The sequence below is a fragment of the Ramlibacter pinisoli genome (genome assembly GCF_009758015.1).
GTDB classification, from domain to species: Bacteria; Pseudomonadota; Gammaproteobacteria; order Burkholderiales; family Burkholderiaceae_C; genus Ramlibacter; species Ramlibacter pinisoli.
Window position 1 is genome coordinate 1,390,958 of sequence record NZ_WSEL01000003.1, and the last position, 16,033, is coordinate 1,406,990.

14 protein-coding genes are annotated in these 16,033 nt (G+C 71.1%); 10 read left to right on the forward strand and 4 right to left on the reverse strand.

Translation table 11 applies throughout. From position 1 onward, the window contains the following. The first annotated feature begins 29 nt into the window (after positions 1 to 29). Genes GON04_RS07935 through GON04_RS07950 form a run of 4 tightly spaced genes read left to right on the forward strand, consistent with a single transcriptional unit; the run spans position 30 to position 6,158 of the window. Complete coding sequence (locus GON04_RS07935; protein WP_157397376.1) at positions 30 to 1,406, forward strand: efflux RND transporter periplasmic adaptor subunit; 1,377 nt, start codon at positions 30 to 32, stop codon at positions 1,404 to 1,406. A gap of 9 nt (positions 1,407 to 1,415) precedes the next feature. Then, positions 1,416 to 4,586 (forward strand): efflux RND transporter permease subunit, encoded by a 3,171-nt coding sequence (locus tag GON04_RS07940; RefSeq protein WP_157397377.1) that lies wholly within the window; start codon positions 1,416 to 1,418, stop codon positions 4,584 to 4,586. After that, positions 4,583 to 5,986 (forward strand): efflux transporter outer membrane subunit, encoded by a 1,404-nt coding sequence (locus GON04_RS07945; protein ID WP_157397378.1) that lies wholly within the window; start codon positions 4,583 to 4,585, stop codon positions 5,984 to 5,986. Before GON04_RS07940 ends, GON04_RS07945 begins: the two co-directional genes overlap by 4 nt. A gap of 31 nt (positions 5,987 to 6,017) precedes the next feature. Beyond that, positions 6,018 to 6,158, forward strand: coding sequence for a hypothetical protein (locus tag GON04_RS07950; protein ID WP_181653940.1), 141 nt, complete (start codon positions 6,018 to 6,020; stop codon positions 6,156 to 6,158). 8 nt (positions 6,159 to 6,166) lie between these two features. Here GON04_RS07950 and infA read toward each other — a convergent pair whose 3' ends face one another. Then, positions 6,167 to 6,436, reverse strand: a complete 270-nt coding sequence (gene infA, locus GON04_RS07955; RefSeq protein WP_157397380.1) for a translation initiation factor IF-1 — start codon at positions 6,434 to 6,436, stop codon at positions 6,167 to 6,169. A 115-nt stretch (positions 6,437 to 6,551) separates the two neighbouring features. After that, complete coding sequence (locus GON04_RS07960; protein WP_157397381.1) at positions 6,552 to 7,508, reverse strand: aldo/keto reductase; 957 nt, start codon at positions 7,506 to 7,508, stop codon at positions 6,552 to 6,554. Between the two features lie 170 nt (positions 7,509 to 7,678). On the opposite strand from GON04_RS07960, the gene GON04_RS07965 reads away from it, so the two are divergent. From GON04_RS07965 to GON04_RS07990, 6 genes are read left to right on the forward strand one after another with little or no spacing between them, the layout of a single operon-like run. Next, on the forward strand, positions 7,679 to 8,533 hold the full coding sequence (locus tag GON04_RS07965) for an STAS domain-containing protein (protein WP_157397382.1): 855 nt from the start codon (positions 7,679 to 7,681) through the stop codon (positions 8,531 to 8,533). 7 nt (positions 8,534 to 8,540) lie between these two features. After that, positions 8,541 to 8,915 (forward strand): STAS domain-containing protein, encoded by a 375-nt coding sequence (locus GON04_RS07970; RefSeq protein WP_157397383.1) that lies wholly within the window; start codon positions 8,541 to 8,543, stop codon positions 8,913 to 8,915. Positions 8,916 to 8,931: 16 nt separating this feature from the next. After that, positions 8,932 to 9,312 carry an anti-sigma regulatory factor gene (locus GON04_RS07975; RefSeq protein ID WP_157397384.1) on the forward strand — a complete coding sequence of 127 codons (381 nt, stop codon included), beginning with the start codon at positions 8,932 to 8,934 and terminating at the stop codon, positions 9,310 to 9,312. Next, positions 9,303 to 10,313 (forward strand): ATP-binding protein, encoded by a 1,011-nt coding sequence (locus tag GON04_RS07980; protein WP_157397385.1) that lies wholly within the window; start codon positions 9,303 to 9,305, stop codon positions 10,311 to 10,313. The genes GON04_RS07975 and GON04_RS07980 overlap by 10 nt, the downstream gene beginning before the upstream one ends. A 1-nt stretch (position 10,314) precedes the next feature. After that, complete coding sequence (locus GON04_RS07985; RefSeq protein ID WP_157397386.1) at positions 10,315 to 11,181, forward strand: sensor histidine kinase; 867 nt, start codon at positions 10,315 to 10,317, stop codon at positions 11,179 to 11,181. Continuing rightward, positions 11,168 to 13,153 carry a hybrid sensor histidine kinase/response regulator gene (locus tag GON04_RS07990; protein ID WP_157397387.1) on the forward strand — a complete coding sequence of 662 codons (1,986 nt, stop codon included), beginning with the start codon at positions 11,168 to 11,170 and terminating at the stop codon, positions 13,151 to 13,153. The genes GON04_RS07985 and GON04_RS07990 overlap by 14 nt, the downstream gene beginning before the upstream one ends. 1 nt (position 13,154) lies before the next feature. Here the strand turns inward: GON04_RS07990 and GON04_RS07995 are convergent, their stop codons facing one another. Together GON04_RS07995 and GON04_RS08000 are read right to left on the reverse strand one after the other, a co-directional pair. Beyond that, complete coding sequence (locus tag GON04_RS07995) at positions 13,155 to 14,564, reverse strand: DUF3131 domain-containing protein (RefSeq protein WP_157397388.1); 1,410 nt, start codon at positions 14,562 to 14,564, stop codon at positions 13,155 to 13,157. Further along, positions 14,558 to 16,024 (reverse strand): DUF3131 domain-containing protein, encoded by a 1,467-nt coding sequence (locus GON04_RS08000; RefSeq protein ID WP_157397389.1) that lies wholly within the window; start codon positions 16,022 to 16,024, stop codon positions 14,558 to 14,560. Before GON04_RS08000 ends, GON04_RS07995 begins: the two co-directional genes overlap by 7 nt. Between the last annotated feature and the right edge of the window lie 9 nt (positions 16,025 to 16,033).

The following is a 16,033-nucleotide window of genomic DNA, read 5'->3' on the forward strand; positions in this document are numbered from 1 at the left end:
CCGGTTTTGCCTCTCTTTCCAAGGCGACGATGGCCTCCCTGCACAAGCCTGTCCTGCTTCCCCTCCTCCTCGCGATCACCGCCCTGCTGTCCGCCTGCGGCAAATCCGACAACGCCGGCGCGCCCGGCGGCGGTGCCCCGGGCGGCGGCATGCCGCCCCCCGAAGTGGGCGTGGTCACGGTCAAGGTGGGCGACATCGGGCTGGTGACCGAGCTGCCGGGCCGCCTGGAGGCCTCGCGCGTCGCCCAGGTGCGCGCCCGCGCGGCCGGCATCGTGCAGGAGCGGCTGTTCAAGGAAGGCAGCGACGTCAAGGCCGGCCAGCCGCTGTTCCGCATCGACCCGGCCCAGCTGCAGGCCTCCTCGGCCAGCGCCAAGGCCACGCTGGCCCGCGCCGAGGCCAACCTGACCCAGGCCGCGTCCCTGGCCGAGCGCTACAAGCCGCTGGTCGAGGCCAATGCCATCAGCAAGCAGGACTACGCCGCCGCCGTCGCCGCACAGAAGGCGGCCGAGGCCGACGTGGCGGCCAGCCGCGCCGCCGTGCAGACGGCGCAGATCAACCTGAACTACGCGCTGGTGACCTCGCCGATCTCCGGCCGCATCGGCCGCGCGCTGGTCACCGAGGGCGCGCTGGTCGGCCAGGGCGAGGCCACGCCGCTGGCGCTGGTGCAGCAGATCAACCCGATGTACGTCAACGTCACGCAGTCGTCGACCGAGGTGCTGAACCTGCGCCGCTCGATCGAGCAGGGCCGCCTCAAGCGCGCCGGCGCCGAGGGCGCCCAGGCCAAGGTGCTGCTGGAGGACGGCACGCCCTACCCCCAGACCGCCCGCCTGCTGTTCTCCGACCTGAGCGTCGACCCCGGCAGCGGCCAGGTGACACTGCGCGCCGAGGTGCCCAACCCGCAGGGCCTGCTGCTGCCGGGCATGTACGTGCGCGTGCAGCTCGAGCAGGCCAAGGCCGGCAACGCCATCCTGCTGCCGCAGCAGGCGGTGACGCGCTCCGGCCAGGGCGACAGCGTGATGGTGGTCGCGCCCGACGGCAAGGTGGCGCCGCGGCCGGTCAAGGTCGGCGGAGCCCAGAACGGCAGCTGGGTCATCCTCGACGGCCTGAAGCCGGGCGAGCAGGTGATGGTCGACGGCTTCCAGAAGCTGCGGCCCGGCGCGCCGGTCAAGCCGGTGCCCTGGAACGAGGGCAAGCCGGCGGCGCCGGCGGGGCCTGCATCCGCCGCGTCGGGGGAGAAGAAGGGCCGCAGGCGGCGGACCTCCGGACGCGACGGGCGCGAAGGTCTCGCAAAGGACGCGAAAGAGTCCAGGAGCCAGCACGGACGTCGTTCCTCTTGCGCCTTTCACGCAACCTTCGCGCCCTGCGCGTACGGGAGTGCTGTCCCCGCTTCCTCGGCCTCGCGCTGACCGTCCGGCATGGCCAAGTTCTTCATCGACCGGCCCATCTTCGCGTGGGTCATCGCGCTGTTCCTCATCGTGCTGGGCGCCGTGTCCATCACGCAGCTGCCGATCTCGCAGTACCCGCCGGTGGCACCGCCGGCCATCGTGCTCACCGCCACCTACCCGGGCGCGTCGGCCAGCACGCTGGAAGAGAGCGTCATCACCGTCATCGAGCAGGAGCTCAACGGCTCGCCCGGCCTGATCTACATGGAATCGGTGACGCAGGCCAACGGCGTCGGCCAGATCACCGTCAGCTACGAGCCCGGCACCAACGCCGACCTGGCCCAGGTGGACGTGCAGAACCGGCTGGCGCGCGCCACGCCGCGCCTGCCCGCGGCCGTCACGCAGCAGGGCGTGCGGGTCGAGAAGTCGCGCGCCAACTTCCTGCTGTTCGCCATCCTGTCCTCCGACGATCCCAATTTCACCCCGGTCGACCTGGGTGACTACGCCTCGCGCAACGTCGTGCCCGAGATCCAGCGCCTGCCGGGCGTCGGCCAAGCGCAGCTGTTCGGCACCGAGGCGGCCATGCGCATCTGGATCGACCCGGACAAGCTGGTGGGCTTCAACCTGTCGGCCAACGACGTCAACGCGGCCATCCGCTCGCAGAACGCCCAGGTTTCGGCCGGCAGCATCGGCGACCTGCCCAACGTGGCCGGCCAGGGCATCGCGGCCACCGTGGTGGTGAGCGGGCAGCTCACCAACGTCGACCAGTTCCGCAACATCGTGCTGCGCGCCAACCCCGACGGCTCCACCGTGCGGCTGCGCGACGTGGCGCGGGTCGAGCTCAACGCGCAGACCTTCGCCACCTCGGCGCGCCTGAACGGCAAGCCCTCCACCGGCATCGGCGTGCAGCTCTCGCCCAGCGGCAACGCCCTGGCCACCGCCGACCTGGTGCGCAAGCGCATGGGCGAGCTGGCGCCCTACTTCCCGCCCGGCATGAAGTGGGACATCCCGTACGACACCTCGCGCTTCGTGCGCATCTCCATCAAGCAGGTGGTCGAGACCCTGGTCGAGGCCGTGGTGCTGGTGTTCCTGGTGATGTTCCTGTTCCTGCAGAACTGGCGCTACACCGTCATCCCGACCGTGGTGGTGCCGGTGGCGCTGCTGGGCACCTTCGCCGTGCTGCTGGCGCTGGGCTTCTCGATCAACGTGCTCACCATGTTCGGCATGGTGCTGGTGATCGGCATCGTGGTCGACGACGCCATCGTGGTGGTCGAGAACGTCGAGCGCATCATGAGCGAGGAAGGCCTGCCGCCGCGCGAGGCCACCCGCAAGGCCATGGGCCAGATCTCCGGCGCCATCATCGGCGTGACGGTGGTGCTGGTCTCGGTGTTCGTGCCGCTGGCGTTCTTCGCCGGCTCCACCGGCAACATCTACCGCCAGTTCTCGGCGGTGATGGTGGCGTCGATCGCCCTGTCGGCCTTCATGGCGCTGTCGCTCACGCCGGCGCTGTGCGCCACCCTGCTCAAGCCGGTGGAGGCCGGGCACCACCACGAGAAGACCGGCTTCTTCGGCTGGTTCAACCGCGGCTTCACGCGCACCGCGCACGGCTACGAGGGCATCGTGGCGCGCATCCTGCGCCGCGCGCCCTGGTACCTGATCCTGTACGGCGCCATCGGGCTAGCCGCGGCGTTCTTCTACACCCGCCTGCCGACCTCGTTCCTGCCGCAGGAGGACCAGGGCTACATCATCGTCAACGTGCAGTTGCCCCCGGGCGCCACCCAGGAGCGCACCCGCAGCGTGATGGAGCAGGTCGAGGGCTTCATCCTCAAGCAGCCCGAGGTGCAGAGCATGGTGGGCGTGCTCGGCTTCTCGTTCTCGGGCCAGGGCCAGAACGCTGCACTGGCCTTCGTCACGCTCAAGGACTGGGACCAGCGCCACGGCGAGGAGCACTCGGCCGGCGCGCTGGCGGGGCGCGCCTTCGGTGCCCTGTCGGGCATCCGCGACGCCTTCATCTTCCCGCTCAGCCCGCCGCCCATTCCCGAGCTGGGCACGGCGTCGGGCTTCACCTTCCGCCTGCAGGACCGCGGCGGCAACGGCCGCCAGGCGCTGGTGGCCGCGCGCAACCAGCTGCTGGGCCTGGCCTCGCAGAGCAAGGTGCTCACGCAGGTGCGCCCGGATGGCCTGGAGGATGCGCCGCAGCTGCAGGTGGACATCGATCGCGACAAGGCGCAGGCGCTGGGCGTGCCGTTCGACGCCATCAACAGCGCCGTCTCCACGGCGCTCGGCTCGTCCTACATCAACGACTTCCCCAACCGCGGCCGCCTGCAACGGGTGCTGGTGCAGGCCGACGCGCCGGCGCGCATGCAGCCGGAGGACCTGCTGCGCATCAATGTGGTCAGCGTCCAGGGCAAGACGGTGCCGCTGAGCGCCTTCGCCAGCACGCGCTGGGTCAACGGCGCCATGCAGACCGTCCGCTACAACGGCTATCCGTCGATGCGCATCTCGGGCTCGGCGGCGCCGGGCTACAGCAGCGGCGCCGCGCTGGCCGAGATGGAGCGGTTGGCCGCCCAGCTGCCCCCGGGCTTCGCCTACGAATGGACCGGCCAGTCGCGCGAGGAGAAGCTGGCCGGGGCGCAGGCGCTCATCCTGTACGGCTTCGCCGTGCTGGCGGTGTTCCTGTGCCTGGCGGCGCTGTACGAGAGCTGGTCGATCCCGCTGGCCGTGATCCTGGTGGTGCCGCTGGGCGTGCTGGGCGTGCTGATCGCGACCTTCCTGCGCAACTACGCCAACGACGTGTACTTCCAGGTCGGCCTGATCACCATCATCGGCCTGTCGGCCAAGAACGCCATCCTGATCATCGAGTTCGCCAAGGACCTGCAGGCGCAGGGCAAGGGCGTCATCGAGTCGGCGCTGGCGGCGGCGCACCTGCGGTTCCGCCCCATCCTCATGACCTCGATGGCGTTCGGCCTGGGCGTGCTGCCGCTGGCCATCGCCACCGGCGCCGGCTCGGCCAGCCAGCGCGCCATCGGCACCGGCGTGCTGGGCGGCATGATCACCGGCACCGGCCTGGCGGTGTTCTTCGTCCCCATCTTCTTCGTCGTGGTGCGCGGCTTCTTCCATGGCAGCGAGCGGCAACGCAAGCTGCACGCGCACGAGTTCGGCCGCGAACTGCCCCGGGGTGCGACCCAGGGGGACCAGGTATGACCCGTCTTCGCAACTGGCGCCTCGCGCCGCTGGCCGCCGCCCTGCTGGCCGGCTGCTCCTTCATCCCGACCTACGAACGCCCGGCGGCGCCGGTGCCGGCCGCCTACGGCCACCCGAGCGCCACCGAGGGCCTGCCGGCCGCGCAGCTCGAGTGGCAGCAGTTCTTCACCGACCCGCACCTGCGCGAGCTGATCACGGTCTCGCTGTCGGACAACCGCGACCTGCGGGTGGCCATCGCCAGCGTCGAACAGGCACGCGCGCAGTACGACATCCGCAACGCCGACCGCTACCCCACCATCGGCGCCGCCGCTGCCGCCACGCGCCAGCCCAACACCAACGGCAACGGCCAGCAGGTCACCCTGTACACGGCCGGCCTGGCGCTGGCGACCTGGGAGCTCGATTTCTTCGGCCGCGTCGCCGCGCTCAGCCAGACGGCGCTGGCGCAGTTCCTGGCCACCGAGGAAGGCCGCAAGTCGGCGCAGACCATCCTGGTGAGCGCCGTCGCCAACACCTGGCTGGCCGTGGTCGCCGACGAGGAGCTGCTCACGTTCACGCGCCAGACGCTGGACACGCGCGAGGAGACCTTCCGCCTGACCAAGCTGCGCTTCGACAACGGCGTGTCCAGCGAGCTGGACCTGCGCCAGGCGCAGTCGCTGGTGGAGTCGTCGCGGGCCGCGCTTGCGCAGCAGGAGCGCCAGCGCTCGCTGGACATCAACGCGCTGTCGCTGCTGATCGGGCGCCCGCTGCCGCCCGACTACCGCAGCGGCACCACCATGGCCACCGTGTTGCTGGCCGACGTGCCGGCCGGCATGCCGTCGGACGTCATCGCCAGCCGGCCCGACGTGCGCGCGGCCGAGCAGCAGCTGCTGGCGGCCAACGCCAACATCGGCGCTGCGCGGGCGGCGTTCTTCCCGCGCATCACGCTCACCGCCAGCGCCGGCCGCGCCAGCTCGCAGCTGTCGGGCCTGTTCGACAGCACGGGCGTGTGGGCCTACACCGTGGCACCGCAGCTGCTGCTGCCGATCTTCGACGCCGGCCGCAACCAGGCCGGCCTGGCCTCGGCCAATGCGACGCGCGACATCGCGGTGGCGCAGTACGAGCGCTCGATCCAGGTCGCCTTCCGCGAGGTGAGCGATGCGCTGGCCGGCCGCCTGACGCTGCTGGACCAGCTGCAGGCGCTGATCAACGTGGCCGAGGCGGAGACGGTGCGGTCGCGCCTGCTGCAGCTGCGCTACAACGCCGGCGTGTCCAGCTCGCTCGACCTGCTGGATGCCCAGCGGGCCCTGTTCACCGCCCGCACGGCCGAAATCCAGACACGGCTGCTGCGCCTGCAGAACCAGGTTCAGCTGTACCGCGCGCTGGGCGGTGGCTGGACGGACACGGCGGTGTCGGCTCGCTGAACGCGTTCGCGAGAAGGCTTTCGCAGCCGCGGTGCCGGTGATCCGGCAGCGCGAGCTGGAGGGACGCAGGCCCGACGGCTTCTCGAACCAGATCAGCGTGGGGGCCGGGATCCGGCCGGTGCTGCAGGCCCTCGAGCAGCGGCTCGACGGCGCGGACGCGGCGGCGAAGTGAGCACCGCCTCAGCGGCGCTGGCTGCCCTGGAACGCCGGGTTGCCTTCGCTGCCGCGCGGTGGCAGGTGGCGGAACATGATGCGGCCCTTGTTCAGGTCGTAGGGCGACAGTTCCAGCGTGACATAGTCGCCCGCGATGATGCGGATGTGGTTCTTGCGCATCTTGCCGCCGCTGTAGGCGATGAGCGTGTGGCCGTTCTCCAGCACCACGCGGTAGCGTGAATCGGGCAGGACTTCCTCCACCCGCCCGCGCATCTCGATCAATTCTTCCTTGGCCATGGCCAACTCCCTTTCGGCTCCTGACTTGACGTGGCCGAGGGGAAAGACGGCCCGAAGACGTCCTCGATTGTAGTCGCCGCAACAGTGGGTGGCCATCCGCAGGCCGCGCGCGGGCTCAGCCTTCCGCGGTGGCCGCGTCGAGGGCAGCCACGGTTTCCTCGTCCAGCGGCAGCCGGGCGGCCTCCACCAGGTCGCGCAGCTGCGCCAGGCTGGTCGCACTGGCGATGGGCGCCACGATGCCGGGCCGCGCCAGCAGCCAGGCGATGGCGACCCGGCCCGGCGTGCTGCCGGTGCGGCGGGCCACCTCGTCCAGCGCGGCCAGGATGCGCAGCCCGCGGTCGTTGAGGTACTTGGCGGTGGTGGCGGCCCCGCGCGGGCTCTTGGCGGCGTCGGCCGCGTCGCGGTACTTGCCGGTGAGGAAGCCGGCCGCCAGGGCGTAGTAGCTGATCACGCCCACGCTCTCGCGCACGCACAGCGGCTGCAGTTCGCGCTCGTACACGGCGCGGTCGTACAGGTTGTACAGCGGCTGCAGGGTCTCGAAGCGCGGCAGGCCCAGGCGCCGGCTGGTCTCGAGCGCCTGCTGCAGGCGGGCCGCGCTGTAGTTGGAGGCGCCGATCACGCGCACCTTGCCCTCCTTGACCAGCGCCCCGAACGCCTCCAGCGTCTCCTCCAGCGGGGTGGACTCATCGTCCTTGTGGGCCTGGTACAGGTCGATGTGGTCGGTGCGCAGGCGGCGCAGCGAGTCCTCCACGGCACGCCGGATGTAGGCCGGCTTCAGGCCGACCCTGCCGTCGCCCATGTCCATGCCGACCTTGGTGGCCAGCACGACCTTCTCGCGCCGGCCGCCCTGCTGCAGCCACTTGCCGATCACCGTCTCCGACTCGCCGCCGGCGTGGCCCGGGGCCCAGCGCGAATAGACGTCGGCCGTGTCGATGAAGTTGAAGCCCGCATCCAGCCAGGCATCCAGCAGCGAGAACGAGGTCTTCTCGTCGGCCGTCCAGCCCAGCACGTTGCCGCCGAAGCACAGGGGCGAGACCAGCAGGGAAGAGCGGCCGAGGGGGTGCAGCGACATGGCGAAGGTCCCGGGGGAAAAAAGGAAGGCGATTGTGGTCCGCTTCCGGTTTTGGCGCCGGCACCGGCGCCGGCGAACCGGATGAGCGTCAGCATTTGTCCTACGTGCGCATGAGAAGCTCATCCCTAGAATGATCAGGCCCCATTCGGTGGCGCTCCCCTTCCATGCCCATGACAACACAAAGCCAGACCGTGCTCGGCCTCCTGACCCAGCACGAAGACCAGATCATTGCCGAATGGCTCCAGCAGGTCGACACGACCGGGGCCCGGCTGACGGACACGGCACGACGAGGCTTGCAGGGCGAAGCCACCGAGATTCTTCGCAACGTCCGCGCCGGCCTGGAGGCCGGGGGCGATCCGGAGCAGTTCGAGACCGGAGCCTGGGAAGCCCTGCGCAACTCGCTGGCCACCCTGTCGCGCTCGCGCGCGGCGCAGGGCGAGTCGGCCGCCGACACCAGCAACTTCGTGCTGACATTCAAGCGGCCCACGTTCGGCGTTCTCCAGCGGTCCGTGCCGGACCCGGCGCTGCAGGTCGCGGGGATCTGGCTGCTGTCGTCGCTGGTCGACCGCATGGCGCAGTGGACCGTCTCGACCTACCAGCAGACGCGCGAGGACATCATCCGCCGCCAGCAGCAGGACCTGCTGGAGCTGTCGACGCCGGTGATCAAGCTGTGGGAAGGCGTGCTGGCCGTCCCCATGATCGGGACGCTCGACTCCAGCCGCACCCAGATGGTGATGGAGACGCTGCTGCAGCGCATCGTCGAGACCGGCTCCACGCTGGCCATCATCGACATCACCGGCGTGCCCACCGTCGACACACTGGTGGCGCAGCACCTGCTCAAGACCGTGAGCGCCATCCGCCTCATGGGCGCCGAATGCCTCATCAGCGGCATCCGGCCGCAGATCGCGCAGACCATCGTGCACCTGGGCATTGACCTGCAGGGCATCACCTCGAAGTCGAACCTGGCCGACGCCCTGGCGCTCGCGCTCCAGCAGCGCGGCTACACGATCACGAAGACGGACTGAGCACCCGATGGACCGCATCCCGATCCTCCAGATGGGGCAGGTTCTGCTCGTGACCATCCAGGTCGACATGCAGGACCAGACGGCGCTCGCGCTGCAGGACGACCTCGCCAACAAGATCGCAACCAGCGGCGCCAAGGGCGTGCTGATCGACATCAGCGCGCTCGAGATCGTCGATTCCTTCGTCGGCCGCATGCTGGGCGGCATCTCCGGCATCTCGCGCATCCTCGATGCGGTGACGGTGGTGGTGGGCATGCAGCCGGCCGTGGCCATCACGCTCGTGGAACTGGGCCTTTCGCTCGAGGGCGTGCGCACCGCGCTCAACGTCGAACGCGGCATGGAACTGCTGGCACAGTCGCGCAAGGGGAATCTTTTTGCCCGTTGACGACGCCCAGGGACAGATGGCAGTGCGCACCGAGGAAGACATCGTGGCGAGCCGCCAGAAGGTGCGCCTGCTCGCGCAGCAACTCAAGTTCTCGCTGGTCGACCAGACCAAGATGATCACCGCCGCCAGCGAACTGTCGCGCAACACCGTGGTGCACGGCGGCGGTGGGCACATGCGCTGGGAGATCCTCGAGCAGGGCCTCAAGCGCGGCCTGCGGCTGGTGTTCGAGGACAACGGCCCGGGCATCCCCGACCTCAAACTCGCCCTCACCGACGGCTGGACCTCGGGCGGCGGCATGGGACTCGGGCTGCCGGGCAGCAAGCGCCTGGTGCACGAGTTCGACGTGCAGTCCACGCCCGGCCAGGGCACTTCCGTGAGCATCACGCGATGGAAGTGATCACCGGTCGTTTCCATGCCGACTTCCCGATGGGCGATGCCAGTCGCGTCGGCGAGGCCCGCCGGCATGCGGCGCACCTGGCGGACGAGTGCGGGCTCGACGAGGTCGAGGCCGGACGCCTGGCGATCATCGTCAACGAACTGGGCAACAACCTGGTGCGCCATGCCACCTCCGGCCGGCTGCTGCTCTCGGCTCGCGTGCAGCGGCGCGAGGTCGAAGTGATTGCCATCGACAGCGGGCCGGGCATCGCCGACCTCGACCGTTGCCTGAGCGACGGCTTTTCTACCGGCGGCACGCCCGGCACCGGCCTGGGCGCGGTGCGCCGGCTGGCGCAGGCGTTCGACATCCACTCGGCCGTGCCGCAGGGCACGGTCGTCCTGGCACGGGTGCGCTCGGCGCAGTCGGCCAACGGCTCGTCGGCCATCTGCGTCGGCGCGGTCGCGCTGGCCGCCCCAGGCGAGACGGTGTGCGGGGATGCCTGGGCGTTCGCGGTCGACGGCGCGCGGGCGGTCGTGATGGTGGCCGACGGCCTCGGCCACGGGCCCGACGCGGCGCAAGCGTCGGCAGCGGCGGTCGAGGTGTTCCGCAACGACCCGATGGCCGCGCCGCGCCTGCAGGTCGAGCGGCTCCACGCCGGGCTGCGCGGCACGCGCGGCGCCGCCGTCACGGTCATGCTGGCCGACGACGAAGCGGGCACCGTGCGCACTTCGGGCGCCGGCAATGTGATGGGACGCATGCTGTCGGGCATCGACGACCGCACCCTGCTCACCCAGCATGGCACCGCCGGCGTCACCATCCGCCGCCCCGACGAGACCAGCGTGCCGTGGCCCGACCATGCCCTGGTCGTGGCCTGCAGCGACGGCATCGAGACCCGCTGGAAGCCCGAGCTGCTGCGCCCGGTGCTGGGCCGCGACCCGGCCGTGGCCGCGGCGATCCTTGCACGCGACCATTTCCGCGGGCGCGACGACGCGACGGTGGCAGTGATGCGCCGGGGAGATTGAGATGGCGGGCGAACCGGTCGATCTCAACCAGCTCGCACGGGACCTGCAGGCCAGCCGGCAGGAAGCGCAGGCGCTGCGCGCGGAGCTGGAGGAGACCAACCGGGGCGTGCTCGCGCTGTACGCCGAGCTCGACTCGCAGGCCGACCAGCTGCGCCACGCCACCGAGCTCAAGAGCCGGTTCCTCGCCTACATGAGCCACGAGTTCCGCACGCCGATCAACTCGATCCGCAGCATCGCCCGGCTGCTGATCGACCGGGTCGACGGGCCGCTCACCAGCGAGCAGGAACGCCAGGTCGGCTTCATCCAGCACACCGCGACCGAGTTCGCCGAGATGGTCGACGACCTGCTCGACCTGGCCAAGGTCGAGGCGGGCCGGGTCGAGATCTCGCCGGCCTGGTTCGAGATGGTCGACCTGTTCTCCGCCCTGCGCGGCATGTTCAAGCCGGTGCTGACCAATCCCGACGTGAACCTCGTCTTCGAGGAGCCGCACGACGTCCCGAAGCTGTACACCGACGACCGCAAGCTGTCGCAGATCCTGCGCAACTTCATCTCGAACGCGCTCAAGTTCACCCAGCGCGGCGAGGTGCGGGTCTCGGTGCGCACCGAGGGCGGCCAGGTCACCTTCGCGGTGGCCGACACCGGCATCGGCATCGCGCCCGAGTTCCACCAGGCCATCTTCGACGACTTCTCGCAGGTCCAGTCGCCGCTGCAGAAGCGCCTGCGCGGCACCGGGCTGGGGCTGGCGCTGTCCAAGCGGCTGGCGGCGCTGCTGGGCGGCAGCGTGGACGTGCAGAGCGAACCGGGCAAGGGCTCGGTGTTCTCGCTGACCATCCCGATCCAACTGGGGACCCGCGATGGCCCAGACTGACGCCGGCACGATCCAGAGCACCATCGACCGCGGCGCGCACACGGTGCTGGTGGTCGACGACAACCCGGCCACGCGCTACGCCACCGGCCGCGTGATCCGCGCCGCCGGCTTCAACATCTGCGAGGCCGGCACCGGCCAGGAGGCGCTGGACCTGGCGGCCACGGGCGTTTCGGCCGTCGTGCTCGACGTGCACCTGCCCGACATCGACGGCTTCGAGGTCTGCCGCCTGCTGCGCGCCGCGCCGGCCACGCAGCTGCTGCCGGTGGTGCACCTGTCGGCCGCCTACGTGAAGAACGAGGACCACGTCACCGGCTTGAATGCCGGTGCCGACAGCTACCTGGTCCACCCGGTCGAGCCGGCCGTCCTCATCGCCACCCTGCAGGCCCTGATCCGCGCCCGCACCGCCGAGGACGGGCTGCGCCGCAGCGAGCAGAGCCTGCGCGCCATCTACGACCAGGCCCACAGCGGCATCGCCCTGATCGACGCGCAGGGCCGCTTCTCCGAGGCCAATCCGGCGATGCTCCGGATGCTGGGGCTGCCGCGCGAGAGCGTGATCGGGCGCACGGTGGCCAGCCTGGCGGCGCCGCAGGCGCGCGAACAGATCGAGCGTGAATTCACCGTCGGGCAGGACGCCTGGCGCGGCCAGTTCCCCCTGCTGCACGCCGACGGCCACCTGGTGCACGTCGAATGGAGCCTGTCGCCGCAGGTCGGCCCCGACCGGCGCATCGCGACCGCGGTCGACGTCTCCGAACGGGTCGAGCTCGAGCAGCGCCGCCACGAGGTGCTGGACCGCGAGCAGGCCGCGCGGGCGCAGGCCGAGCGCCACAGCCGCACCAAGGACGACTTCATCGCGGTGCTGTCGCACGAGCTGCGCACGCCGCTGAACGCCATCATCGGCTGGGTCCACATCCTCAAGCGCCGCGGCGTCCTGCCCGAGGGCATGCGCGGGCTGGACGCGATCGAGCGCAACGTCAAGACGCAGGCGCGCATCATCTCGGACATCCTGGACGTCTCGCGCATCAACTCGGGCAAGCTGCAGCTCGAGCGCCAGTGGATCGACCCGGCCGAACTGATCCGCTCGTCGATCGCATCGCTGGGCACCGCCATCGACGAGCGCCAGATCCGGATCCAGACCGACGTCGAGTCCGCCGCTGCTTCGGCCTGGCTGGACCCGGACCGCTACCAGCAGATCTTCTGGAACCTGATGACCAACGCCATCAAGTTCTCGGCCGAGGGCGGCGTGGTGCAGGTCGTGCTGCGGCGCGAGGGCGACCGGCTGCGGCTGGGCGTGCGCGACCAGGGCGCCGGCATCAAGGCCGAGTTCCTGCCGCACCTGTTCGAGCGCTTCACCCAGAGCGACGCGCCGGGCAACCGCCGGCACGGCGGTCTCGGGCTGGGCCTGTCCATCGTCAAGCACCTGGTCGACCTGCACGGCGGCGAGGTCGGCGCCGAGAGCGACGGCCTGGGCCACGGCACGCTGATGTGGGTCGACCTGCCGGTCGGGGCCGAGGTGGCCGACCCGCCTGCCATCGGCCCGGACACGGTGCTCGACGAGGACCCGACCGGCATCCTCCAGGCCCTGCAGGGCGTCGACGTGCTGGTGGTCGAGGACGACGTCGAGGCCGGCGAGATGATGACCATCGTGCTGGGCGACCGCGGGGCCCAGGTGCGGCTCGCACGCGACGTCGACGGCGCGCTGGCGCAGCTGCAGCAGCGCCGGCCGCAACTGCTGGTGAGCGACATCGGGCTGCCGGGCAAGGACGGCTACGAGCTGGCGCGGACCGTCCGCGCGCTGGAGGGGCCGTCGGGCCCGCGCCTGCCGATGGTGGCGCTGACGGCCTTCGCACGGCCCGAGGACCGCCACAAGACGCTGGATGCCGGCTTCGACCTGCACCTGGCCAAACCGCTCAAGCCGCACCAGCTGCTGGCGGCCGTCATCGAGTTGCTGGCCGGCCGCACCCCGCCCGGCTGACTCAGCCCGCAGCGGCGCCCGCGGCCGTGCAGGCTTCGCGCTCGCCCGGCCAGCAGCGGCCGATGCGGTTGAACGGGTCGCCGGTCTGGACCTGGAAGTAGCCCGAGCGGCTCGCGTCCTGGCGGTACAGCACGCCGGCCGCCTTGAACAGCAGGATCTCCAGCAGCGCCGCGTTGGTCGACAGCGTGATCAGCGTGTTGGGCCCGCCGCCCTGCTCGAAGCGGCCCTCGAACCAGCCGCGGTCGGGGTCGTGCAGGTAGCGCACGTTCTCGACCAGCGCATTGGCGTAGTCGCCGGGCCACAGCGCCCACAGGCCGAACGCCGCGCGCGTGGACACCAGCGCCAGTCGCTCGTGGCCGCTGCCGTCGCCGGCGATGGTGTTCCAGGCGTAGCCGGACGCGTACACCGAATCGAGCACCACGTAGGGCGCCTCGCGCAGCTGGTAGTCGCTGCGCGCCGTGACCTGGCGCTCGCGCCGCCAGCGCTCCTCCTGCACCCGGTACACCTGCTCGGCGAGCGGACGCATCCCCTCCTGGCCGTCCGGCGTGTGCCAGCCCAGCTCGATGCCGGCCAGCACGAACGGCATGGTGAGCACCGGGGCCTGGGCGCCGCTGGTGCGCGGATCGCGTGCGTCGTAGCGCAGCGGCAACCCGTGGATGTTGGCGGTGGCCAGCGGCGGCAGCGCCGTCGACCGGCCGGCCTCCACTCCCCAGGCGGCGTAGCCGGAGGCGGCCAGCTGCTCGTAGCCCAGCCGGCCCTCCTGGTAGCGCGCCAGCCGGCCGTCGAAGCGCGCACTGCCCTGCAGCACGCCGCAGGGGTCGATGACATCGCACAGCGTCCAGCGCAGCACCGCCTTGTCGGCGTACTCGCCGAAGCGCGGATGGCGCTGGCCGGCGATGCGCAGCCACAGCAGCAGGCGGCCGATGTCGACCGCCGACCAGCCGATGTCGTCGGGCCGGTTGTCGAAGCCGACCATCTTGCCGCTGACGGCGTTGTAGGCCTTGTTGGGCAGCTTGCCCTGCGACAGGTCCATGGTGGCCAGGAAGCCCAGCAGGCGCGACAGGCGCAGGTCGAACTCGCGCGCGTCGATGATCTGCAGTTCGTGGCCGGCGATGGTGGCCGCGATGGCGTCGGCGGCATTCCAGGCCGTGAACAGCGGTCCGCGGTCGGTGCCGTTGACCAGGCCGGTGTCGTAGTCGGTGTTGTTCTCCAGGTAGCGCCAGGCGGTGCGGGCCCACTGGTACTCGGCGCCGGTCAGGCCGGCCACCGGGCTGGCGGGCTCGGCCACCCTGGGTGCGCTGGCGCCGGTGCCGGGCACCAGGCCCGACTGGCGCGCCACCGAGCCGCAGCCGGCCAGCAGCGCCGAGGCGGCGGCGGCCGACCCGGCCAGCAGGCCGCGCCGGCTCAGCACGGCGCCGCTCCCGGCGCGCTGGCGGCCGGGCGCGCGCAGGGCGGCGGCGCGCCGGCCGTGCGGCCCTGCGGCCCGTAGGGCGCACCGCGGAAGCTGCGGTCCCACAGCGTCGGGCCGCCGGCGCCCCAGCGCAGCAGCTTGCCCTGGGCCTTGAACAGCAGCGTCTCCAGCATGATCCCGTTGTTGTTGGCGGTGAAGGCGCGGATCGGGCCCTTGCCGTTCTCGAGGATGCCCTCCATGAACCCGCGCGCCGGGTCGGCGTGCTGGCCGATCTCCTCGAACAGGCGGTCGGTGTAGGGCGACTTCCACAGCGCCCACATGCCCAGTGCCGCCTTCAGCGACACCGCCGCGTACTGCGGCACGTACTGGCCCGGCTCGGTGATGGTGTTCCAGGCATAGCCGTCGGTGAACACCGTGTCGTAGACGAAGTACGGCTCGGCGTCGAGCTGGTGCTCGGAGCGGGCGGTGAGGATGCCGGTGGCCAGCCAGCGGTTCTCCTGCGCCTGGTAGACCCGGTTGGCGAAGTCCAGCATCCAGGCGTTGGAGTGCTTGCGGTCGTCGGTGTCGCGGTCGAGCGCCGTGTCCCAGTTGAACTCCACGCCGTCGAGCGCATAGCTCTCGGTCACCACGTAGTTGTGCTGGTAGTACTTGCGCGGGTCGCGCGCGTCGTACGGCACTTCCACGCAGTAGATCGGCACCGTGGCGTACGGCTCGGGCCGCGCCGCCAGCTCGGTCGGGATGCCCCACAGCTGGAAGCCCTTGGCCGCGTACTCCTCGTAGCCCAGGCGGCCCTCCTGCAGGTACTGCACCTGCCGGTCCTTGTCGAGCATGGCGCCGAACAGCATGCCGCTGCGGTCGACCACCTTGCCCCACTTCCAGCGCAGCACGAAGCGGTCGATGGCGTCGGCGTGCCGCGGGTAGCGCTCCTTGGCGATCTTCAGCCACACCAGCAGCCGCCCGAGGTCGAGCGCCGAGAAGCCGATCTCGCCCGGGTTGTTGGCGTAGTCGACCTTGTCCAGAGTCCTGGTGTGGTAGACCTTGTTGGGCAGCTCGTCGCGGAAGAACGCCAGCGAACCGAGCGCCGCAACCGCCTTGCCCAGGCGCTCGTCGGCCTGCTGCGGCGTGATGATGCGCAGCTCGCGCGCGGCGACGATGGCGCCCAGGTAGGAGGCCGTGTCCCACATGGTCGTCGACGGGTAGTTGTCGACCGCGTTGGCCAGCCCGGTCGGCTGGGTGTTGTTCTCGAAGTACTTCCAGGCCGTGCGCGCCATCGCCAGCTCGCGCTCGCTGAGCGGCCCGAAGCGGCGTTCGTAGCGCGCGGCCGGCAGCTCGCCGGGCTTGCAGTCGGCGGCGCCGCTGGCGTTGGCCAGCGGCGGGCCGGCCGGGGCCTGGGCCCGGGCCGCGAGGCAGGGGGCCAGCAGCGCGGCGGCCAGCACGAGGGGAAGGAGGCGCGGGCTCATCGTCCGGGT